Origin of the sequence: Pyxidicoccus fallax, assembly GCF_012933655.1 — a bacterium.
GTDB lineage: Bacteria > Myxococcota > Myxococcia > Myxococcales > Myxococcaceae > Myxococcus > Myxococcus fallax.
In genome coordinates this window covers 1-22388 of the sequence record NZ_JABBJJ010000109.1, presented here as the reverse complement: position 1 = coordinate 22388, position 22388 = coordinate 1, and the positions used below count along the sequence as shown (strand labels likewise).

The following is a 22388-nucleotide window of genomic DNA, read 5'->3' as shown; positions in this document are numbered from 1 at the left end:
ATGAGGACGCATGGGCGGGGAAACCGGCATACTCGATTCCGTGAGTGCCCCAGAAATCCGCCGGATTCCCGCCATGGAGACTCGCGGTCTCCGCCATGCCGTGCTCCGCCCCAACCAGCCGCCGCAGATGGCCGTCTACCCCGGGGACGATGACGCGGACACCCTCCACCTGGGCGCGTACCGCGAGGGCCGCCTCGTGGGCGTCGCTTCCATCTACCGGGAGCCGCCCCCGGACTCGCTGAGGACCACCACCGCCTGGCGCCTGAGGGGCATGGCCGTGGACAAGACCCTCCAGGGCTCCGGGTTCGGGGCGGCCCTCCTCCGCTCCTGCATGGAATACGCCGCGAAGCAGGGCGGTACCCAGGTGTGGTGCAACGCCCGGTCCACCGCGTCGGGCTTCTACCGCTCGCTTGGCTTCTCCCAGAAGGGGGACGTCTTCGAGCTTCCCGGTATCGGTCCGCATTACTTCATGTGGCGCAGCCTCGAGTCCTCCCGATGACGACCATTCCCGACCTGGAGGCGATTCGCGTCGCCATCGAGAACATCGACGAGGAGATTCTCGACGCGCTCCGCCGCCGCATGGACCTGGCGGACGACGTGGCGCGGGCGAAGCTGGCCGCGGCGGCGCCCTTCCGGGACCAGCGCCGCGAGGACCTGCTCTTGCGCCGCATCCGCACCCGCGCCGCGGAGCACGGGCTGGACCCGCACGAGGTGGAGCGCGTCTGGCGCCTCTTCATCGACATGTCCGTGGCGCGGCAGCAGGCGCTCGTCACCCGGCAGGACACCACGCCGCTGCGGGTGGGCTACCCCGGCGTCGAGGGCTCCTACAGCCACCTGGCCGCGCGCCAGCGCTACGCGAACCGGGCCGGCGGCGTGCTGCTCACCGGCTTCGACCTGCCCCGCGAGGCCGTGGAGGCCCTGCGCCGCGGCGAGCAGGACCTGGTGCTGCTGCCCATCGAGAACACCACCGCCGGCAGCATGAACGAGACGTATGACCTGCTCGCCGAGGGCGGCGTGGTCATCACCGCGGAATTGGTGAGCCAGGTGGACCACCGGCTCTTGGGGCTGCCCGGCGCGAAGCTGGAGGGACTGCGCGAGGTGCTCTCGCATCCGCAGGCGCTGGCGCAGTGCGAGGCCTTCCTGCGCGCGAAGGTGCCCTGGGCGCGGCACGTGCCGGACGTGGACACGGGCGGCGCGGCGCAGAAGGTGCGTGAGCGGAACGACCCGTCGGTGGCGGCCATCGCCAGCGAGACGGCGGCGCAGCGCTTCGGGCTGGAGGTGCTCGCGCGCGACCTGCAGCCCGCGTCGGACTACACGCGCTTCGTGGAGGTGGGCCGCGAGCCCACGCCGCTGTCGCCGGGCGTGCCGTGCAAGACGTCGCTCCTGGTGGTGCTGGAGCACAAGCCGGGCACGCTGGGAGAGATGCTGCAGCGGCTCACCCTGCGCGGCGTCAACCTGAGCAAGCTGGAGTCGCGGCCCATTCCCGGGCAGCCGTGGCAGTACCGCTTCTACCTGGACGTGGAGGGCCACGCGGCCTCCGCGCCGATGATGGCGGCGCTGGACGACATCCGGCCGCTGACCTCGTCCCTGCGTGTGCTGGGCACCTATCCGCGCGCGGAGGGCGCCCATGGCTGAGCAGCCGCGCCGCCGCATCGCCTTCCAGGGAGAGCACGGCGCGTACGGCGAGGAGGCCGTGCGCGCGCTGCACGGCCCGCAGGTGGAGTCCGTGCCGCTGCTCACCTTCCGCGCCGTCTTCGAGTCCGTGGCGGAGGGCCGCGTGGACGGCGGCGTGGTACCGGTGGAGAGCACGCTGGGCGGTCCGGTGGCGGAGAACGTGGACCTGCTGCTGGAGCACGACCTGCCCATCACCGGCGAGCTGTCGCTGCGCATCCGCCACTGTCTGCTGGCGCCTCCGGGCCGGACGCTGGACGGCATCGAGCGCGCCATGTCCCATCCGCAGGCGCTGGCGCAGTGCGCGGGCTACCTCCGGCGGCGTGGCATCACTCCGGTGCCGGAGACGAACACCGCCATCGCCGCGCGCAAGGTGGCCGAGGAGTCCCCGCCCCGCACGGCCGCCATCGCGAGCCGCACCGCCGCGGAGCTGTACGGGCTGGCGGTGCTGGACGTGGGCGTGGAGGACTCGCCGGACAACCACACGCGCTTCGTCACGCTGGGCCTGTCGCCGGAGCGCGCGTGGAGCCGGCGCAAGACGGCGCTGGCCTTCACGGTGGAGAACACGCCCGGCGCGCTCTACCGGGTGCTGAGCGCCTTCTCGTCGCGCGGGCTCAACGTCACGCGCCTGGAGTCCCGTCCGCAGCGCCGCGCGTGGGAGTACGTGTGGTGCATGGACGTGGACGGCGCGCTGGAGGACCCGCGGGTGCGAGAGGCGGTGGACGCGGCGCAGAGCGCCTGCATCACCCTGCGGGTGCTCGGCAGCTACGGCGTGGCGTGAGAGCCCCGGCCTCCCGGGGCTCCCCTCCTACCGCCGCGACTCAAGACGCGGCGGGCTGGCTGCCGTCGCCGGCCTTCACGGCGGCGACGTAGGCCTCACGGACGAGGCGCACGTAGTTCTGGAGCGCGGGGAGCTGCTCCATGCGCAGCGCCTGCGGGCCGTCGCACAGGGCGGCCTCGGGGTGCGGGTGGAAGTCCACCAGCACCATGGACGCGCCGGCGATGAGGCCCTGGCCGATGGCGTGGAAGATGTCCGGCAGCCCGTCCGGCGGCGCCGCGGCCTGGCCGATGGCGTGCGACGGGTCCACGCACACGGGCATGCGCGTCAGCCGGCGCACCACCGGCACGTGGGCGAAGTCCACCATGTTGCGGTGCGGGTCACCCAGGTGCGTCTTCACGCCGCGCAGGCAGAAGACGATCTTCGGGTTGCCCTCGCTCGCCACGTACTCGCACGCGTTGAGGGACTCCTCCAGGGTGATGCCCATGCCGCGCTTGAAGAGCACGGGGAAGGTGCGCTGCTGGCCGATGCTCTTGAGCAGCTCGAAGTTCTGCGCGTTGCGCGTGCCCACCTGCAGCATCACGCCCGTGGGGTTGCCCGCGCGCTCCATCGCGTCGCGAATCTCGTCGATGTGACGCGGGTGCGTCACCTCCATCGCGATGACCTTGATGCCGTGCTTGCCCGCCGACTCGAACACCCAGGGAAGGCACGCGGCGCCCAGGCCCTGGAACTCGTACGGGTTGGTGCGCGGCTTGTACGCGCCCATGCGCGTCGTCTTGATGCCGCACTTCGCGAGCGCGGCCATCATCGTGTCGACGTTCTCCCGGTTGTCCACCGCGCACAGCCCCGCGAAGAGCTGCACGGACTTCTCGTCGAAGGTGACGCCGTTGTAATCGAAGCCCGAGGACGCCCGCTGGCCCTTGTGCCGGCCGATGACCCGGTACTTCTGGGACACGCGCACCACCTGGCGCACGCCGGGAATCTGCTCGAAGGGCTCAATCGGCACCTGCGCCGTGTTGCCGAGCAGGTAGACCTCGGTAACCGTGTACTCGGCGCCCTCCATGACGTGCGTGCGAGGGGTCACTCCCTTGAACTGCGAGGCGACCTGGAGGACGGTGGACACCACGGACTCGGGTGAGTCCGGCTCGAGCATGACGATCATCTTGGGTTCTCCCTGGCGGCGTTGTCGTACCGACCGTGAACCATAACGGAAACGGCCGCGTAGGATGAAACACCCCCGGACTGCCTGGAGCGTCCGGTGTCCTTCCGACCCATCCTGGCTCGACTGTCGGGTCGCCCCGGCGAGACGCCGCGCGTGGCGGCGGGTCGTCCGGGCCCCTGCCCCGCTGCCCGCTCAGCTCGCGGCGGGGCGCAGGCGTCCGGCGAGCTGCGCGTAGTGGTCGCGCTGGGAGGTGTCTCCCAGGTGCTCCCAGACATCCGCCAGGGCCTTGGCGGCCTCGACGTACGCGGGTGACAGCTCCAGGGCCAGCTCGAAGGTGGAGCGGGCCTGCCGGTAGCGGGCCTTGTCCGGCCGGCGCGAGCCGCGCGTCAGCAGCGCGTTGCCGAGGTTGTAGACCTCCACGGCGGCGGCCTCGCGGTAGCCGGGGTCGGGGTTGAGCTGCACGGCGCGCTGCATGAGCTGCGCGGCGGCCTCCGGCTCTCCCAGCTCCAGCTGGCAGAAGGCGGCGTCACGGTGCGGGTCGGCGGCGCGGGGGTCCACCTCGATGGCGCGCTCGAAGCAGCGGAGCGCCTCCTCGGTGCGGCCCAGCTCCGCCAGGGACGAGCCCTTCGCGGTGAGAGCCGGGACGTGCTTCGGGTCGACGGAGAGGACCTTGTCGAACGCGAGCAGCGCGGCCTCGTGATTGCCGGACATGGAGAGGGTGACACCCTCGTTGAACGCCGCGAACAGCAACTTTGACATCGTGCCCTCGGGAACGGGTGGCTTGGACCGCTTGGGGGCGGCCCCGGGGAAGCCTGTCACCGGGAGCAGGGACGTGAAAAGCGCTCCGGCCGGGCGCGTTGCGTCCGGCTGATGGGAACCATTCAGATGCGAAGACCCAGCTGCACACCGGGCCACATGAAGAACTTACGAGGTCCCTGGCGCGACAGTTCGCTGATGCCGGTGACCTCCACGTCGTCCACCGAGTGCATCAGGTTGAAGGAGGGCCCGCCGATGACGGTGAGGTTCTTGCCGAACCGGTAGCCGCCCATCACCCGCAGCTGATGCAGGAGCCGGTCGCCCTCGAAGCTCTTGTCCCAGGGGTAGATGTTGCTCGTCACCGCGTCCACGTCGACGAACAGGCGCTCCGTCACCGGGATGTGCCCGCCCAGGCCCAGGCCCAGCGTCCAGTGGCTCGGCCCGCGCACGTCGCCGTGGCGGCCCATGCCGGCCACCACCGTGGTGTAGAAGTGGCGGCTGCCCACCTTGATGGCCGCGTTGGCGAAGTTGACGTCGCTGCCGTACAGCTCGACGTGGAACTGGCCATTGCGCACGAGGCTCAGCAGGCCGATGGGGACGCCGGACTCCATCTCCTCCGTGACGTTGACGAGGCCCAGCTGCAGGCCGCTCATCTTCCGCGCCACGTTGACGATGCCCAGCTGCATGCCCTCCACGTCGCCGCCCACGTTGATGAGCGACAGCTGGACGCCGTCGGCCGTGCTCGCATAGTTCGCGCCCGCGGACATCTGCACGCCCGACATGTGCCCCCGGACCATGTTGAAGCCCACCGTGCCCTGCACGCCGCTGAAGTCCTTCGCCGCCCAGTTGGTGCCCGCCGACAGCTGCGTGCCGCCCATGGACTCGGTGGACAGGTTGCCGCCCACGGCCAGCTGTCCCACCGTCCCGCCCTGGCGCAGGACGTTGAGGCCCACCGAGGCCTGCACGCCATTCGCCGGGCCGGTGGCCCAGTTGCCTCCCACCGAGAATTGCGCGCCCACCAGCTCCGCGCTCGCCACGTTGCCGCCCACGGCGAGCTGCAGTCCTTCCACCTCGCCGGTGTTCATGTTCGCGCCCAGTGCCACCGCCGCGCCGTGCAGCCGCGCGCCGCGGCCAGCTCCCAGGGCGAAGGAGAAGGAGTTGTCCACGTCCCCGCCGACGATGTCGTTCGTCTGCACCGTCGGGAACAGGGCCAGGTTGATGGGCAGGTACCTGCGCGAGGACGTGTCCGCCGGGGGCGCCACCGCTCCCCCGACGGCCGTGGGCGCCAGGCCCGTCGGCTGCGGCGTGCCCTTGCCGCGCATGGCCGTCATCTCCATGCCCACCGGGCGGAAGGCGGACGCGGCCAGTACCGCGCGCCCGCCCTTGTCCAGCACCAGCTCCGTCTGGAAGGCCTCGCCGTGCGCCTCGCGCACCACCGTGTAGCGCCCCGGCTGGAGGCCCAGCTCGGTGGTGCGGCCGGCGAACTTCTTCAGTTCGACGACGAGCCGGCCCGGCGCGTCGCGCACGTAGAGGCGCCCGTCGAGCATCTCGCCCAGCACCAGCACCGCCGCGGTGGAGCGCAGGTCCGTCATCACCAGCTCGCCGGTGCCGGCCAGCTCGATGTCATAGGCGGGGTGCTGCGCACCGGAGCGCGTCTGCTCGGTGCGCGCCAGCGTCTCGTGGAAGGCGAACTGGTACGCCTCGTGGAGCGTCACCCGGCCGTCGCCGGTGGCGTCCGCGGCGCCGCGCAGGCCGGACACCAGGTTGTGGGTGAAGAACGAGCCGCCGATGCGGTCGGACTCCTGGGACACCTCGTCCTCGGACGAGGACGTGAGGATGGCGTGCCCGCGCACCGCGGTGGACGCGTCCGACAGGAAGGCCGGCCGCCGCACCCCGCCCTTCTGCCGCGCCAGCGTGCCGGACGCGCACGAGTCGAGGATGGCGATGCGCACGTCCGCCGGGAGCGACTCCAGCGCCTGCCGCAGCTCGCGGTAGCCGAACTTGTCCTTCTGGAGCAGCAGCCCCTCCTCGTCCGAGTGGCCCGAGTAGTAGATGAGGGCCTCGGTGCGCCCGCCGGCCTTCCTGGCCGAGGCGAGCATGTCCTTGAAGCCCGCCAGCGCGCGCTCGAACTCCGGCCGGCCGCCCTCCATCAGCATCATCCGGTCCTGGGGCTGTACGCCGCCGAGCTCCTCCAGCACCTGACCGAAGGCCGTCGCGTCGGTGACGGCGTAGCGGAGCCGCGCGCGGCCGGGGCCGCCGTCATTGACGCCCACCAGCAGCGCGAAGCGGCGCACCGGCGCGGGCGTGGAGGCGGGCGCGGCCAAGGCGAGCGCCGGCAGCAGCAGCAGCGAGAACAGGAGTGACCGCGTCATCACGGCACCTTCTCCAACGTGAAGGAAGTCTGGGTCAACGTAGCCGGCAGGGGCAGCGGCCGGATACGTGCCTCGGAGGGCTGGCGGGCGAGCGCGCGCGCCGCCTCCAGCACGAGGCCCACATCGAGAGGCTCCATCGAGGTGACGAAGACGAAGCGCTCGAAGGCGGGCGCGTCATCCAGCTCGTAGGCATGGGCGAGCGCCACCGGCTCGCCGTGGGTCAGCGCCGTGGAGCCGGTGAGGAGGGCCGGGTGGTGCAGCGTCACCGCGCCGCGCCCATCCACCGACACCACCACGCCGTGGGGGCGGTCCCCCGCCACGTAACGCAGTTGCAACACGTCCCCACGCCGGGCCCGCGCCTGGTCGGCGAGCAGCTCCGGCTCACCCTGCCCCGCGCCCTGCCGGTATACGCGCAGCATCGGGGTGCCCTTGATGCGCTCCGTCTCGGCCCCCGTGTCCACCCACGCGGGCGGGGACGGCGGCATCGCGGTGGGCGAGAACAGGAGCTGCCCGGCGGTCAGGAAGAGCAGCACCAGCGAGGCGGCCACCGGAACCCCGAGCGACACGTCCCCCCGTCCCTCGCGCGCGGCCTCGCGGGCGGCTTCCACGCGGGCGAGGCTGGCGCGGCGGCGCTCCACCTCGGCGGCGACGGTGGCGGGCGGGTGGCGCTCCAGGGTGCGGCGCGAGTCCTCCTCCAACCGGGCCAGGCGGGCCGCCCCATCCGGCTCCCGCTCCAGCCGCGCGCGAGCGTCGGCCAGCGCGTCCGGGGGCAGCTCGCCCAGGGCGACTCGCTCCAGCAACCAGTCAGGGATGCACAGGGCCATGCTCGAACAGCCTCCAGCGCGGGGCGCGCCATCCATCGAACACCAGCGCCCGCCGGAACTGTCACCTCCGAACGCCACGGCTCCGTGACGATTGCGCCGTGAAGCAGGTGCGACACTGTGCGCAAGGCTCGGGGCGTGGATCAGAGCGGGAGGCACATCAGCTCTTTGTCGATGTGGGCCTCGCCAATCTTCAGCGCGGCCGGCTCCACGCCATAGGTCTGGAACCCGAGGGAGCGGTAGAGGGCCTGGGCCGACGCGTTGCCCGCGACCACCGTCAGCAGGAGCCGCTCGACGCCCGCCATCCTCCGGCCCTCCTCGATGATGCCCACCAGCAGTCGCCGGCCGACGCCTCGCGAGCGGTACTCCGGCAGCACGTACATCCCCCACACCACGGCCTTGTGCGCCACCTTGCGCCCGTCCTCCCGCCGCAGGCCGGCGACGCCCACCAGCCGCTCGCCATCGAAGGCCCCCAGGACGACCTGCGAGGCCGCCCCGAGCCGCGCGCGCACCACCTCCATCGGCCGGACCTCGTCCTCTTCCAGCGAGGCCCCGAAGGCCTCCGGGTGCTCGCGCAGCCCGCGCAGCCGCAGCCCCCAGAAGACCTCCGCCTCGTCCGGCCGGAGCCGGCGCAGGGTGAGGGACTCGGGGTCGGTGGCGCGGCCCTCGGCCTTCAGCAGGGCGGTGAACCCGGCGACGTAGTCCGGGTAGCGCGGCTGCCAGCCCAGGTCCTTGAGGCGCGCGTTGGACACCGCGCGGTCTCCCCGCAGGGACTCGTGGAGGCTCTCCAGCGGCACCGTGGGCGGCAGCGGCATGCCCAGGCGCTGGCACAGCCAGGTGACGGTCTCCGTCTGGGACGCGGGCCTTTCATCGGCCACGCAGTAGAAGGCGCCGGGCTCGCCGCGCTGGAGCACCACGCGGATGGCCTCCACCAGGTCGTCCACGTGGACGCGGGAGATGCGCCCTCCCCCGCCCTCGGGCAGCCGGACGGCGCCCGCCAGGAGCCGAGAGAGCGTGCTGCGTCCCGGGCCATAGATGCCGGCGATGCGAAGCACCCTGGCGCCCAGCGGCAGGTAGCGCGACTCCGCCTCGATGCGGTCGCGCGCCGCGGGCCAGGACGGGTCCACCGGCGTGTCCTCGTCCACGTGCCCGCGCGCCGCGCCGTAGACCCCGGTGGAGGACAGGTAGACGAGCCGCGCCGGAGCCCGCTGGGCGAGCGCCCCGGCGATGCGCTCATCCAGCCCCGCGTCCGGCGGCACGGAGACGACGACATGCGCCCCGGCCGTCCGGGTCAGCGCGTCGTCCAGCGAGGTGACGCGGGCCCCCGCGTCCTCCAGCTCGCGCCGGCGCGCGGCATCCCGCGTGGCCGCGAGCACGTCGCGGCCCACGCGGGCCTCCGCCACGGCGAGCCGCGTGAGCGTGTACCCGGACCCCAGGAGGACGAGAGGAGGAATCATGCCCCCCGCGATAGCGGGACCGCGGGGGGTAAAGCAAGTTGCGGAAGCAGGCGGATTACAGCTCCGCGCTCGCGCGCGGGTCGATGATTCCGCACTCCTTGATCTTGTACAGCAGCGCCTTGTAGCTGATGCGCAGCTTGGTGGCCGCGCGGCGCTTGTTCCACGCGGTGCGCTGGAGCATGGCGAGGATGGCCTCGCGCTCGGCCAGCATCGCCGCCCGCTTGCCGATGTCCTTCAGCGACGGCTCGCCCGCGGGAGCGGGAGGAGGCGGCGGCTGCGGCACGTCGAACGGGTTGGCGTAGCGCGGCGTCGGGATGACGGAGTTGGCCGGCTCCAGGGGAACGGGCGTGGGCACGGGCGCGGGGGCCACCCCGCGCGACGGCATCTCCAGCACCTGCACGGACGAGGACGGAGGCATGCGCACCGGCTCCTCCACGCGGCCGTAGAGGCCCTCATCGCCGCCGCCGTAGGCGGTGGGCAGCGACGGGGCGCTCGCGGGGGCGCGGCTGGCGGCGCTGAGCTCGTCCAGCACCAGCGTGGCGTCCTTCAGCACGCACAGCCGGCGCACCATGTTCTCCAGCTCGCGCACGTTGCCGGGCCAGTCGTAGTCCGCGAAGGCCTGGAGCACCTCCCTCGGAAGCTCGGACACGCCGCTGATGTAGTGGCGGCCGTACTTCTTCAGGAAGTGGTCCGTCAGCGGCACCACGTCCTCGCGGCGCTCGCGCAGGGGCGGCAGGCGGATGGCCACCACGTTGAGGCGGTAGTAGAGGTCCTCGCGGAAGTTGCCCAGGGCAATCTCCTTCTCGAGGTCCCGGTTGGTGGCCACCACCACGCGGCTGTCCACGCGCACGCTCTTCTTGCCGCCGACGCGGAAGAACTCCTCGTCCTGCAGCACCTGGAGCAGCTTGGCCTGGAGCCGGATGGCCATCTCGCCAATCTCGTCCAGGAAGATGGTGCCCTGGTCGGCCAGCTCGAACTTGCCGGGCTTCTCCGCCGTGGCGCCGGTGAAGGCGCCGCGCTCGTGGCCGAACAGCTCGCTCTCCAAGAGCTCGCCGGGCAGCGCGGCGCAGTTCACCTTGATGAACGGCTTGCCGCGGCGCTGGCTGCGCGCGTGGATTTCGCGGGCGATGACCTCCTTGCCCGTGCCGGACTCACCGAGCAGCAGCACCGGCACGTCCGTGTCGGCGATGCGCTCCACCAGCGCCCGGGCCCGGCGCATGGCCGGGGACGTGGAGATGAGCACCCGCGCCGCGTCCGGCGACGTGTCCAGCAGCGGCGCCACGGCGCGAGGCGGAGGCGCCACGGCCTGCCGCTCCGGCGCGCGCGTGCCCAGGGCGCGCGCCAGCACGTCCTGCAGCTCGTCGTTGCCGAAGGGCTTCGCCAGGTAGTCGCTGGCCCCCATCTTCATCGCCCGCACCGCGTCGTCCGCGCCCGCCAGCGCGCTGAGCACGATGACCGGCGCGCCGCCGCCGCCGCTCCGGTAGCGGCGCAGCACTTCCAGGCCGCTCATCTCCGGCATCACCACGTCCAGGAGCACCGCGTCGAAGGAGCCCCCCGACAGCATCTCCAGCGCCTGCGCGCCGCTCGCGGCACAGCGCACCTGGTAGCCCGCACTGCCGAGCAGCTCGGACAGGAACGTGCGCACCGACTCTTCGTCATCCACCACCAGCACCGCGATCCGATCCATCCCCTCGCCTCCGCTCGCCCTCTGCATCGAACCTCCCGCCATCCTCACACCGACAGCCGGGTTGGACCCCCGACCATGCGACGAAACTCTCGTGTCCGTCTCAGCTCCTGGAGCGCCGCGCCCAAAAGCTGCGCGGGCGTACCCACCGCGTCCGGGAAGCTCACCGCCCCCAGCTCCAGCGCCGTGCGCACCACCTTGCCCTCCACCTGGAAGCGCGCCGTCTCGAAGCGCGCGCTCACCCGGGCCAGCACCTCCGGCACGCTCTCCGCGGGCGTGCCCGGCAGCAGCAGCGCGAACTGGTTGTCCCCCATCCGGGCCACCGCGTCCGCCTCGCGCACCGTCTGCCCCAGCACCACCGCGCTGTAGACGAGCAGGCGCTCGGCCATGCCGCGCCCGTACTCCTTGCGGAAGGCGCTCCAGCCGCCCACCTCGGCCGCCACCAGGGAGAACGTCCCGCCGTAGCGCTCCGCCCGCCGCACCTCCAGGCCGATGAGCGCCAGCAGGAAGGGCTTGTTGTAGAGCCCCGTCACCGGGTCATGCAGCGCCAGCGCCGTGCCGGACTCCTCGCCCGCCGCCGCCCGCATCACCGCCGCCTTCAGCTTCAGTTGCGCGTGCAGCTTCAGCGCCAGCTCCGCCCCGCTCGCCGTGCGCGGCACCAGGTCCACGCACTGCCCCTTGTCCAGGCAGTAGCGATAGGCCTCCAAGTCATGCGGCTCCACCAGGTAGAGCACCGGCACCGTGCCACGGCTCACCTGCCGCAGCCGCCGCGCCACCTGCACCGCCGCGTAGTCCGGGGCCTGCGCGGCCAGGAGCACCGCGTCAGGACGGATGACCTCGAACAGCGGCATCGCCGCGTCGAAGCGCGTCAGGGGTACCACCCGGAAGCCGGCCTCCCCGAGGAGCGTCCGGGTCCGCTCCAGGTCTTCCGCCCGTGGCTCGACCACGAGGACGGTGGGAGGCTGGCCAGCCTTGCCCACCCGCTTCCGTCTCACGCCCACCGCGCCACCCTCCCCGTCAGAATTTTCTTCTTCACCGCGCCTCCGGCCCGCACCCGGATTTACAGTCCCAGACCATCCCCTGACCTCTGCATCTCCCCGGAATTACTGGGGAAGGGCACTGGACTACCCATCCTGGGCAGCGGATTTAGCAATGGCTGTGCCACTTTCCGCCTCGCGGAGACGGGCCTCCAGCTCGGAAGCCTCCACGTGGTGCTTGAAGGTGGGCACGCCGTTGATGACGACGACGGGGATGTCGTAGCGCCAGGCGGCGAAGAGCGCCGGGTCTTCGAGGATGGAGATGATCCTCAGCTCGAAGGGGATGCGAGCACGCACGGACTCGACGACATCGGCCGCCTTGTCGCAGAGCGAGCATTTGGGTTTCGAGTAGATATCGACTCTCATGCGGTGCAGGATGCGCGGTCGATGCGTGGCTTGTCTGGTGACTTCTCGACGATGCCCCTCAAGGACCTCGTCGTCTACCTCGGGAACCGGCGGGTCACGGGTGCGCTGAAGATTGAGCGTGGCGACGTGCGCAAGCAACTGGAGCTGCGCGACGGCCACGTGGTGACCGCCAGCTCCAACCAGCCGCGCGAGTTCTTCGGTCAGTTCCTCATCAACATGGGGCACCTGACGGAGGACCAGCTCGAGAAGGCGTTCGGCACCCAGGCGCAGACGCGCGTCTTCCTGGGGAAGATTCTGGTGATGACGGGCCTGGTGCCCGAGCCCACCGTGCGCAGCACCCTGAGCCACAAGTTCCGGGAGATGGTGCTGGACGCCTACCACTGGAACGAGGGCCAGTTCAGCTTCGAGGCGTCGGACTCGGCGCCTGAAGTCGCCGGCCTGGACGTCAGCGTGGACCTGCTGGACATCCACCGCGAGGGCGAGTTCCGCGAGACGGCGTGGGAGGCCATCCGGGCCGTCTTCCCTTCCGGAGCGGTGCGGCTGTCCGTGGACGAGAAGAAGCTGCCCGAGCGCAAGCCCGGCAGCATGGACGAGCGCATCGTCCAGCTCATCAAGGACGGGCTGAGCATCAACGGCATCGCCCTGGCGCTGCACGCCACGGACTTCTTCCTCTACCAGCGGCTGTACGCGCTCTACCGGCTGGACGCGGTGAAGGTGTCGGACGCGGAGCCGGAACCGGAGACGGCCGTCGTCGTGGAGGAGGAGCAGGACACGAGCGTCATCGGCTCCGAGTCCTCCTCGGACGAGGTGCTCCAGGCGGCCCAGCTCTTCCTGGACGCGGGCAACGTGCGCGACGCCGAGGCGCTGGCGCGGCGCGCGCACGAGATGTCCGCCACCCCACAGTCGGCGGAGATGCTGAAGACGGCCCAGGCCCGGCTGCTGGTGGAGCTGCGGCGCGAGCTGTCCGAGCCGGCCCGGGTGCCCGCGCTGCAGGTGGCCCCCGCGCACCTGAAGACGCTCGCGCTGTCCGCGCCCGAGCGCTACCTGCTGTCGCGCATCGACGGCCGGCGCGACGTGGCGGCCATCGTCCAGGTGTCCCCGCTCCAGGAGCTGGACGCGCTGAAGTTCTTCCAGGGCTTCGTGGACCGGGGCCTCGTGAAGCTGGCGCCGCGCTGAAGTCCAGCGCGGCGGGACTTCAGTGCTTGCCGGCCGCGGACGCCGGGGCGGTCAGCTCCACCGGGGCGGGCACCCGCTCCAGGCCCAGGCGCAGCGCCTCGCGGCCGAGCCAGGTGCCACGGATGCGCCACTTCGGGTCATTGACGATGACGGCGGCCACGGCGACGCGCGGGTTGTCCTTGGGCGCGAAGCCCACGAACCAGGAGTAGTCGCGGAAGGGCTCGCGGTCCGCGAGCGTGCCCGTCTTGCCCACCGCGTTCTCCACGCGGAAGCCCCGCTCGCGGAAGACGCCGCGCGCGGTGCCACGGGTGACGGTCTCCTCCAGCATGTCGGTGAGGTCCTTGGCCGCCTCGGGGGTGAGGACGGGCTCGCCCTCGGGGGGAAGCAGCGGGCGCCCTTCCGGCTCGAAGAGGACGGGGTCCACCCAGCGGCCGTCATTGGCGGCCACCGACGCCACCAGCGCGCCGTGCAGCGGGGACAGGTACACGTCGCCGAAGCCCGCGCCGGTGTTGGCCAGGCCGAAGGACTCCTCGGGAATCGCCGCGAGCGAGATGTCCGTGGGGACGGCGAAGGGAATCTCGCGGTTGAAGCGGAAGCGGGCCGCCATGCGCCGCAGCGCGTCCGCGTCGAGGTGCTTGTTCGTCAGCTTGGCGAAGACGACGTTGGCGCTCTTGCCCATGGCCAGCGCCAGCGAGTAGCAGGCCCCGTCGCGCTCGCTGTCCTCCAGGTGCTTCTCGGACAGCCGGCGCTTGCCGCCGTGGAAGCACTCCTCCACGGACGGGGGGACGCCCGCCTCCAGCAGCGCGCCGCCGGTGACGATCTTGAAGATGCTCGCCGCGGGGAACACCGCGCGCACGGGCAGGCCGCGCAGGTCCGGCCGCGCCGCCGAGTGCTCCGCCATGGCCAGCACGCGCCCGGTGGACGGCTCCAGCACCACGGCCGCGCCGTACGGCACCTCGTAGCTGCGCATGATGTTGGTGAGCGACGCCTGGAGCACCGGGTCGATGGTGAGGACCTGCTTGCGGCCGTCCTTCTCCTTCACGACGAGCCGCTCGCCCTCCAGCTTCGCGCGGGCCAGCACGTCCGCGGCGCGCGGCAGCGGCTGGAGCTTGTCGAAGGGAGGCGCCTTCTCGCGCGAGGGCACCGGCGCGGGAGGCACCATGCCCGGCTCCGCGGCCAGCACGGCGAGTCCGCCATCCGGAGCACCGCCGAGCACCGCCGCGGCGGCCGTGGCGTGGGATTCCGGCGTCCCCGCGTCGCTGGAAGCCTGCTGCGCGGTGGCGCTCCCCGCGCTTTCCGAGCCGGACGGGAGGTCGCCGTCGGACGCGGCGCCCGAGGACGCGGCGTTCCCCACACCGGTCATGCCGGAGGCCGGCTGGCCCTGGGTCGCGGTGCCCTCTGCCGTCGTGGAAGAATCCGCGGGCGTGGCGCCGTCGGTCGTGGACGCCTGCGTCTGGGACGCGGCCTCGGTCGTGGCCTTCCCCGCCCCACCCGTTCCGGAGGTGGCGGAGCCGTCGGTCGCGACTCCGGGGACGGGCGCATTGGCCCCGAGCAGGAGGGTCAGGGGAAACAGCGCTGCGGCGGACAGGAGACGGCGGCGGATCGTCATTGCGGCGCAGAGGCTCCGGGGGGGCTCCTTCGGCTCCGGCAAGCCTGGGGAGATGAGCTGAGCGCGAATCCTAGCGGGATGGGGCGCGCTGTCCATCGACGCTTCCTCGGCCGCTTTTCTCCGGCCGCTGACGTCAGAAACTTGGCGGAAGGGTGCGCACCTCCGCTAGGTTCGCCCACATCTTGGACGGACTGAAAGAAACCCTGGTCATCTGGAACGCCGAGCTGCGCCGCGCCGTGCGCAGCGGTCGCGCGCTGGTGCTGCTCGGCCTCTACAGCATGTTCTCCGCGCTGGTGCTGCTCGTGGTGGGCTGGCTCGCCAGGGAGATTCGCGCCGAGGTCGGCAAGCAGCTCGCGACGGCCGGGGCGGACGCCAATGCGTCGGCCCAGGTCGGCGAGGAGATGCGAAAGGGCATGCTGGGGTTCCTCACCAGCAACGACAGCGCGATGATCGAAGCGCTGGCGCAGGTGCCGCTGGAGGTGCTGGTCGTCTTCAAGATCACCCTCTTCTTCCTGCCGGCCTACGTGGCGCTGATGGGGTTCGACCAGCTGAGCGGCGAGGTGGGCCCGCGCTCCATGCGCTACCTCACCGTGCGCGCCCGGCGCTCGTCGGTGCTGCTGGGCAAGTTCCTGTCGCAGGCGACGCTGCTGCTCGGGCTGGTGCTCATCATCGACCTGGCCATCTTCGTGTACGCGCGCATCGCCAACCCGGACTTCGGCTTCGCCGACGTGGTGCTCAACCTCATCAAGTTCTGGCTGGCCGCCATCGTCTTCTCGCTGGCGTACGTGTCGCTCACCACGCTGTGCTCCAGCCTCTTCCGCAGCCCCGCGGTGAGCCTCGTCTTCAACTTCATCCTGCTGTTCATCTTCTGGCTGATGGACACCATCGGCCGCGCCTCGGGGGAGACGGGCTCGCTGCGCTTCCTGCGCTACCTGTCGCCCTCGTACTACTCGGGCAACCTCCTGCACCCGAAGCTGGCCGAGTTCGGCGCCAGCGGGGCCGCGTACGCGGGCTTCGCCACCGTCTTCCTGCTGGGCGCCTACGCCGTCCTGCGCGCGAGGGACCTGTGAGCGACCTGGCCATCGAGTTGTTCGGCGTCTCCAAGCGCTTCGGCCCGAAGGTGGCCGTCAACAACGTCAGCTTCTCCGTGCCCCGGGGCGTGGTGTTCGGCCTCATCGGTCCCAACGGCGCCGGGAAGACGACCACCTTCTCCATGATGTGCGGCTACCTCTACCCGTCCGACGGCACGCTGAAGGTCATGGACGTGGACCCCGTCACGCCCGGTGCCCTCAAGGGCCGGCTGGGCGCCCTGCCCCAGGACGCGGTGCTCCCGCCCGGCTGGGAGACGGGCGCGCTGCTCACCTACTGGGCCCGCCTGTCCGGCCTCGCCGACCCCGAACGCGAGGCCCGCGACGCCCTGGAGGCGGTGGGGCTGATGGAGGCGTGGAAGGTCCAGACGCAGGCGCTCAGCCACGGCATGGCCAAGCGCGCCGCCATGGCCCAGGCCCTCATGGGCCGCCCGCCGCTGGTGCTGCTCGACGAGCCCACCGCCGGCCTGGACCCACGCATCGCCGCCCAGGTGCGCCAGGTCATCCGCGACATGAAGGGCAAGGGGCAGACGGTGGTCGTCTCCAGCCACAACCTCCAGGAGCTGGAGGAGCTGTGCGACGCCGCCGCCATCCTCGACAAGGGCGCCCTGGCCCAGGCCGGCACCATGTCCGAGCTGACCGGCCAGGGCTCCGAGTTCCGCGTCCAGATTGCCCGCGGCACCGTCATCACCCCGGAGATTGCCTCCATCGCCGACGTCACCGACGCGCGCATGGAGGGTGAGTCCGTCCTCCACGTGCGCATCCGCGGCGGCGTCCCGCCCGAGGAGGTCATCAGCCGCGTCGTGGGCCACCTGCTCCAGACGGGCGTGCTCATCCTCGGCGTCAGCCGCGGCCAGCGCCTGGAAGACCGCGTCCTCCAGCTCCTCTAATCAGCGGGACAACCGGGCGGCCGTCCCCATGGGCGCCGCTCAGCCGGCCTTGCGCACCCACCCCACGTAGCTCGCCTCCCGCCGCTCCATGCGGACGAGCTCGTGGCCGGTGGCCTCGCACCACGCCGGGAGGTCCGCCTCCAGGCCCCGGTCCGTGGAGATGAGCTCCACCAGAGTGCCCGGCGCGACGCGCCGTATGGCTTTGGCGAGCTCCAGGATGGGCATGGGGCAGAGCGCCCCCGAGGTGTCCAGGCGGACAGCGGTCTCCATGATCCTCACTCTGGCGGAATTTTCCCGAAAACTCCCCAGTTTCCGGGCCCCTAAGGGGGTGTGGCCCCCTTGGACAAGCCGGCCGGTTGGCTTGCGTGTCTGGAATTCCGTCTGTTAAGTACCCCGCCCTCTGCCCTCGTAAAACCCTCACGCTCGGTCCAGGAGTCGGACCCATGGCGAAGGAGCATGACCAACCCATGAAGCCCAATGTCATCGTGGCCCTCATCGTGGGCCTGGTGCTCGGTTTCCTCGGCGGCCGCGTCGTCAGCGGCCCGTCGAAGTCGACCGATAGCGCCGCCCCCACCGCGAACGCCCCCACCGCGAAGGCGCCCGCCGGCCGCCGCCCGGTGGACCCCACCGTGTTCAAGGTTCCCATCGAGGGCTCCCCCGTGAAGGGCAGCCCCGAGGCCCTCGTCACCCTGGTGGAGTTCTCGGACTACGAGTGCCCGTTCTGCAGCCGCGCGGACGTCACCGTGCGCAAGCTTCAGGAGCAGTACGGCAGCAAGCTGCGCGTGGTGATGAAGCAGAACCCGCTGTCCTTCCACCCGCGCGCCAAGCCCGCCGCCATCGCCGCGATGGCCGCCGGCGAGCAGGGCAAGTACTGGGAGTACCACGAGAAGCTCTTCACCAACCAGAAGCAGCTCGACGACGCGTCGCTCGAGAAGTACGCCAAGGACCTCGACCTGGACATGGCCAAGTGGAAGGCCGACCTGGCCAACCCGAAGTTCCAGGACACCATCACCCGTGACCAGGCCCTGGCCAGCCAGCTGGGCGCCAGCGGCACCCCGGCCTTCTTCATCAACGGCCGCTTCCTCTCCGGCGCGCAGCCCATCGACAACTTCAAGGCCCTCATCGACGAGGAGATGGGCAAGGCCGAGGCCCTCGTGAAGGGCGGCGTCTCCGCCTCGCAGGTGTACGCGAAGATCATCGAGAAGGGCGCCGAGAAGGCCGCTCCGAAGCAGCAGGCCCAGCAGCAGCAGCAGGCCCCGGCCGTGCGCAAGGTGGACGTCCCCGACGACTCCCCCTCCTTCGGCCCCACCAACGCCAAGGTCACCATCGTCGAGTTCTCCGACTTCGAGTGCCCCTTCTGCAGCCGCGTCACCCCGACGCTGACGAAGATCAAGGAGCAGTACGGCAAGGACGTGCGCGTGGTGTTCCGCCACCAGCCCCTGCCCTTCCACGCCAACGCCAAGCCCGCCGCCGAGGCCTCCATGGCCGCGCACGAGCAGGGCAAGTTCTGGGAGATGCACGACAAGCTCTTCTCCAACCAGAAGGCCCTGGACCGCGCCTCCCTGGAGAAGTACGCGCAGGAGCTCGGCCTGAACGTCGGCAAGTTCAAGGCCGCCCTCGACAGCGGCAAGTACAAGGCGAAGGTCGAGGCGGACATGGCCGCCGGCGCCGCGGTGGGCGCCAACGGCACCCCCACCTTCTTCATCAACGGCCGTGAGTTCGTCGGCGCCCAGCCCTTCGAGTCCTTCAAGAAGGTCATCGACGAGGAGATCGCCAAGGCCGACGAGCTGCTGAAGGCCGGCACCAAGCCCGAGGAGCTGTACTCCAAGATTCTCGCCAAGAACATCGCGTCCGCGCCGGCCCCCGCCGCTCCGGGTGGCGCCCCCGCCGAGCCGCCGGTGCAGAAGGTGGACGTGGGCAACGCCCCGGTGAAGGGCCCGAAGAACGCCCCCATCACCATCGTCGCCTTCTCCGACTTCGAGTGCCCGTTCTGCAGCCGCGTGCTCCCCACGCTGAAGCAGATCGAGGAGCAGTACGGCAACAAGGTGAAGGTGGCCTTCAAGAACCAGCCCCTGCCCTTCCACGCCAACGCGAAGCCGGCCGCCGCCGCCGCCCTCGCCGCGCACGAGCAGGGCAAGTTCTGGGAGATGCACGACAAGCTCTTCGCCAACCAGCGCGCCCTGGACCGCGCCTCGCTGGAGAAGTACGCGCAGGAGCTCGGCCTGAACGTCGACAAGTTCAAGGCCGCCCTCGACAGCAACAAGTTCGCCGCGCAGATTGACGCCGACGCCGCCGAGGGTCAGCGCCTGGGCGCCAGCGGCACCCCGACGTTCTTCATCAACGGCCGCACGCTCGTGGGCGCCCAGCCCTTCGACGCCTTCAAGCGCGTCATCGACGAGGAGCTGAAGAAGGCCGGCGGCGCCGTCGCGGCGGACACCAAGTAGTCCGCGGCACCATCGCCTGAAGCACGAGAGGCCGTCGGACCTTCGCGGGTCCGGCGGCCTCCGTGCTTTTCAGGGGTGTGACTTCGCGCTTCAGGAGACGGCGATGGCGTCGATCTCCACCTTGGAGCCGCGGGGCAGCGCGGACACCTGCACGGTGGCACGGGCCGGGGGCGCGCCGGTGAAGTAGCGGCCGTACACCTCGTTCACCCGGGCGAAGTCACCCAGGTCGGTGAGGAAGATGGTGCAGCGCACCACGTGGGAGAAGTCCAGGCCGCCCGCGGCGAGCACGGCCTTGAGGTTCTCCATCACCCGCTCGGCCTGGGCGACGACGTCCCCCTGCACCATCTCCATGGTGGTGGGGTCCAGGGGAATCTGGCCGGAGAGGAAGGTCATCTTCCCGGCGTCCACCTGCACCGCCTGGGAGTAGGGGCCAATGGCCTTGGGGGCCTGGTCGGAGTGGATTGCCTTGCGAGCCATGGGGCACCTCGGAAATAGGGGGTGGCCCCGGTCAGGAGGCCGCCCACGGGTTCCGGGGCGCTCTACCACAAGCCGGGCGCGTTCAGATGCGCTCGACGGAGTAGACGCCGTTCAGACGCTCGATGGTGCGCATCAGGTCGGTGAGCTGCTTGAGGTCGGAGATGGTGACCTCGAAGGTGTTCACCGCCCGGTCATCCCCCGTGGCGCGGCAGTTGGCCTGGGAGATGTTGACGCCCTTCTTGGAGAAGGTGTTGGAGATGTCCGCCAAGAGGCCCGGCCGGTCCGCCGTCAGCACGCGCAGGGTGACGGGGCGCTTGAAGTCCCCACGCACGTCCCACGTCACGTCCACGCGCCGCTCGGGGTCCGTCGCCAGCGCCTTCTCACAGCCGACCGTGTGCACCGTGACTCCCCGTCCCCGGGTGATGAAGCCGGCGATGGGGTCGCCGGGGACGGGGTTGCAACACCGCCCGAAGCGCACCAGCACGTCGTCCACGCCGCCAATCTGCACGCCGCTGCGGTTGCTGCGGCCCACCAGCTTCTTGGCCAGGTCCGTGACGCGCGACAGGCCGGGCAGCATGGAGCCGCCCGTATTCATCGTGTTGGCCCCCGCGCCACCGCCGCCGTCTCCCTTCGCACCCTCCACCTGGGACAGCTTCTCCTGCGGCACCAGGCGCTGCACCAGCTGCTGCGGCGTCACCTTGCCGTAGCCGATGGCGACGAGCAGGTCGTCCTCGACGCGGAAGCCCAGCTCCTCGGCGACCCTCTTCATCTCCCCGGACTTGAGGAGCTTGTTGAAGTTGAGCTGGAAGCGCTTGAACTCGCGGTCCGTCAGCTCGCGGCCCAGCTGCAGGCTCTTCTCGCGCTGCTGCTGCTTGATGAAGCCGCGGATGCGCTGCTGCGCGCGGCTCGTCTTGACGAAGGTGAGCCAGTCCTTGGACGGGTGCTGCTGCGGGTTGGTGAGCACCTCCACCGTGTCCCCGTTCTTCAGCTTGTAGCGCAGGGGAACGATCTTCCCGTTCACCTTCGCGCCCACGCACCGGTTGCCCACGTCCGAGTGGATGGCGTACGCGAAGTCCACCGGCGTCGCGCCGCGCGGCAGCGAGCGCACGTCGCCCTTGGGCGTGAAGACGAAGACCTCGTCGGTGAAGAGGTCCACCTTCACCGTCTCGAGGAACTCCTTCGGGTCCTTCAGGTCCTGCTGCCACTCCATCAGCTGGCGCAGCCAGGCGAACTTCTCGTCATCCTTGGAGATGACCGCCTTGCCCTCCTTGTACTTCCAGTGGGCGGCGATGCCCTCCTCCGCGATTTTGTGCATCTCCGCCGTGCGGATCTGCACCTCCACGCGCTCGCTCAACGGGCCAATCACCGTGGTGTGCAGCGACTGGTACATGTTGGGCTTCGGAATCGCGATGAAGTCCTTGAAGCGCCCCGGCACCGGCTTCCACATCTCGTGCACCAGCCCGAGCGCCTCGTAGCAGGAGGGCACCGTGGGGGCGATGATGCGGAAGGCGATGATGTCGTGGATCTGGTCGAAGTCGATGCCCTGCGCCTTGATCTTCTTGTAGATGCTGTAGACGTGCTTGAAGCGGCCGCTCACCTCGCCCTTCAGCCCGCGCTCCGCCAGCTTCGCGCGGATGAGGTCGCACGTGTCCTCGATGTACGCCTCGCGCTCCTTCTTGCGCTTGTTGAGCTGCTCCTGGAGCGCGAAGAACTCCTGCGGCTTCACGTAGCGGAAGCTCAGGTCCTCCAGCTCCGTCTTTATCCACGAGATGCCGAGCCGGTTGGCCAGGGGCGCGTAGATGTCCAGGGTCTCCTGGGCGATGCGCGCCTGCTTCTCCTCGGACATGTGGTCCAGCGTCCGCATGTTGTGCGTGCGGTCCGCCAGCTTCACGAGGATGACGCGGATGTCCTGCGCCATCGCGATGATCATCTTCCGGAAGTTCTCCGCCTGCTTCTCCTCCTGGGAGAGGCTCGCGGAGGCGGAGAACTTGGACAGCTTGGTGACGCCGTCGACGAGCTGGGCCACTTCCGCGCCGAACAGCTCGGTCAGCTCCTCGGCGGTGGCCAGCGTGTCTTCAATCGTGTCGTGGAGGAGGCCGGTGACGATGGACGCTTCGTCCAGCTTCAGCTCTCCGAGGATGCCCGCCACCTCGAGCGGGTGGACGAGGTAGGGCTCGCCGGACTTCCTCAGCTGGCCCTGGTGGACCTTGGCCGAGTAGACGTAAGCCTTCTTGATGATGTCCAGGTCAGGGTCCGGGTGATACGAGGAGACCCGTTGGAGGATGTCGTTCAGGCGAATCATCGAAGGAGGGTCAATCGTAACTTTCGCCCCGAGGGGGGGCAACGTCGCCCCACACGGGGTTGTTGCAATTCACGTCCGGGGTTGTCGGGCCTGTCCCACTCCGCACGTTCGCTTTCATTGACCCGACGTTTTACGGGCCCCTAAATTCGCGCACTCCCATGTCACAGCTCCTGCTGTCCGCTCTCTCCGTGGTCTGCCCGAACTGTGACGGGTACAATCCGCCTCGCTCGGCCTCCTGCGTGCTGTGCGGCCAGGCGCTGGGGGAAGCATCCCCCGCCCGCCCGCCTGTCTCCAAGCC

General features: G+C 70.6%; 19 protein-coding genes. 7 read left to right on the top strand and 12 right to left on the bottom strand.

Annotated elements, in window-relative coordinates; translation table 11 throughout:
• Positions 1-73 precede the first annotated feature (73 nt).
• From HG543_RS23320 to pheA, 3 genes are read left to right on the top strand one after another with little or no spacing between them, the layout of a single operon-like run.
• Positions 74-499: a GNAT family N-acetyltransferase gene (locus HG543_RS23320; RefSeq protein ID WP_246357239.1), complete on the top strand. Its 426-nt coding sequence runs from the start codon at positions 74-76 to the stop codon at positions 497-499.
• Positions 496-1635, top strand: coding sequence for a bifunctional chorismate mutase/prephenate dehydratase (locus HG543_RS23315; RefSeq protein ID WP_169347043.1), 1140 nt, complete (start codon positions 496-498; stop codon positions 1633-1635). The genes HG543_RS23320 and HG543_RS23315 overlap by 4 nt, the downstream gene beginning before the upstream one ends.
• Entirely contained in the window at positions 1628-2452 is an 825-nt protein-coding gene (gene pheA / locus HG543_RS23310; protein WP_169347042.1) for a prephenate dehydratase, read from the top strand. The genes HG543_RS23315 and pheA overlap by 8 nt, the downstream gene beginning before the upstream one ends.
• Positions 2453-2492: 40 nt before the next feature.
• Here the strand turns inward: pheA and HG543_RS23305 are convergent, their stop codons facing one another.
• The 8 genes from HG543_RS23305 to HG543_RS23270 all read right to left on the bottom strand — a co-directional run bounded on the left by HG543_RS23305 (position 2493) and on the right by HG543_RS23270 (position 12104).
• The gene (locus HG543_RS23305) at positions 2493-3611 is read right to left on the bottom strand and encodes a 3-deoxy-7-phosphoheptulonate synthase (RefSeq protein ID WP_169347041.1); all 1119 of its coding nucleotides are present in this window, start codon (positions 3609-3611) and stop codon (positions 2493-2495) included.
• A 192-nt stretch (positions 3612-3803) separates the two neighbouring features.
• Positions 3804-4370, bottom strand: a complete 567-nt coding sequence (locus HG543_RS23300; protein ID WP_169347040.1) for a tetratricopeptide repeat protein — start codon at positions 4368-4370, stop codon at positions 3804-3806.
• Positions 4371-4492: 122 nt separating this feature from the next.
• Positions 4493-6739 (bottom strand): caspase family protein, encoded by a 2247-nt coding sequence (locus HG543_RS23295; RefSeq protein WP_169347039.1) that lies wholly within the window; start codon positions 6737-6739, stop codon positions 4493-4495.
• Complete coding sequence (locus HG543_RS23290; protein ID WP_169347038.1) at positions 6739-7563, bottom strand: ActD protein; 825 nt, start codon at positions 7561-7563, stop codon at positions 6739-6741. The genes HG543_RS23295 and HG543_RS23290 overlap by 1 nt, the downstream gene beginning before the upstream one ends.
• Positions 7564-7703: 140 nt before the next feature.
• The gene (locus HG543_RS56400) at positions 7704-9017 is read right to left on the bottom strand and encodes a GNAT family N-acetyltransferase (RefSeq protein WP_169347037.1); all 1314 of its coding nucleotides are present in this window, start codon (positions 9015-9017) and stop codon (positions 7704-7706) included.
• Between the two features lie 55 nt (positions 9018-9072).
• On the bottom strand, positions 9073-10704 hold the full coding sequence (locus HG543_RS23280; RefSeq protein ID WP_169347036.1) for a sigma-54-dependent transcriptional regulator: 1632 nt from the start codon (positions 10702-10704) through the stop codon (positions 9073-9075).
• 44 nt (positions 10705-10748) lie between these two features.
• Positions 10749-11681 (bottom strand): diguanylate cyclase domain-containing protein, encoded by a 933-nt coding sequence (locus tag HG543_RS23275; RefSeq protein ID WP_169347057.1) that lies wholly within the window; start codon positions 11679-11681, stop codon positions 10749-10751.
• A gap of 144 nt (positions 11682-11825) precedes the next feature.
• Entirely contained in the window at positions 11826-12104 is a 279-nt protein-coding gene (locus tag HG543_RS23270) for a glutaredoxin family protein (RefSeq protein ID WP_169347035.1), read from the bottom strand.
• Between the two features lie 21 nt (positions 12105-12125).
• Between HG543_RS23270 and HG543_RS23265 the strand changes: the two genes are divergently transcribed.
• A complete protein-coding gene (locus HG543_RS23265; protein WP_169347034.1) occupies positions 12126-13280 on the top strand; it encodes a DUF4388 domain-containing protein in 1155 nt (384 codons plus the stop codon).
• Between the two features lie 19 nt (positions 13281-13299).
• On the opposite strand, the gene HG543_RS23260 is transcribed toward HG543_RS23265, so the two are convergent.
• Positions 13300-14889, bottom strand: coding sequence for a penicillin-binding transpeptidase domain-containing protein (locus HG543_RS23260; RefSeq protein WP_169347033.1), 1590 nt, complete (start codon positions 14887-14889; stop codon positions 13300-13302).
• A gap of 182 nt (positions 14890-15071) precedes the next feature.
• Here HG543_RS23260 and HG543_RS23255 point away from each other — a divergent pair, with 182 nt between their 5' ends.
• Both HG543_RS23255 and HG543_RS23250 read left to right on the top strand, forming a co-directional pair.
• Complete coding sequence (locus tag HG543_RS23255) at positions 15072-15959, top strand: ABC transporter permease (protein ID WP_211194107.1); 888 nt, start codon at positions 15072-15074, stop codon at positions 15957-15959.
• Positions 15956-16867, top strand: coding sequence for an ATP-binding cassette domain-containing protein (locus HG543_RS23250; RefSeq protein WP_169347031.1), 912 nt, complete (start codon positions 15956-15958; stop codon positions 16865-16867). Before HG543_RS23255 ends, HG543_RS23250 begins: the two co-directional genes overlap by 4 nt.
• A 39-nt stretch (positions 16868-16906) precedes the next feature.
• Here HG543_RS23250 and HG543_RS23245 read toward each other — a convergent pair whose 3' ends face one another.
• Positions 16907-17137 carry a sulfurtransferase TusA family protein gene (locus HG543_RS23245; RefSeq protein ID WP_169347030.1) on the bottom strand — a complete coding sequence of 77 codons (231 nt, stop codon included), beginning with the start codon at positions 17135-17137 and terminating at the stop codon, positions 16907-16909.
• A 173-nt stretch (positions 17138-17310) separates the two neighbouring features.
• Between HG543_RS23245 and HG543_RS23240 the strand changes: the two genes are divergently transcribed.
• Positions 17311-19311 carry a DsbA family protein gene (locus tag HG543_RS23240; protein WP_439332608.1) on the top strand — a complete coding sequence of 667 codons (2001 nt, stop codon included), beginning with the start codon at positions 17311-17313 and terminating at the stop codon, positions 19309-19311.
• A gap of 90 nt (positions 19312-19401) precedes the next feature.
• On the opposite strand, the gene HG543_RS23235 is transcribed toward HG543_RS23240, so the two are convergent.
• Positions 19402-19788 carry a RidA family protein gene (locus tag HG543_RS23235; protein ID WP_169347029.1) on the bottom strand — a complete coding sequence of 129 codons (387 nt, stop codon included), beginning with the start codon at positions 19786-19788 and terminating at the stop codon, positions 19402-19404.
• 82 nt (positions 19789-19870) lie between these two features.
• Positions 19871-22090 carry a RelA/SpoT family protein gene (locus tag HG543_RS23230; protein ID WP_169347028.1) on the bottom strand — a complete coding sequence of 740 codons (2220 nt, stop codon included), beginning with the start codon at positions 22088-22090 and terminating at the stop codon, positions 19871-19873.
• Positions 22091-22388 lie beyond the last annotated feature (298 nt).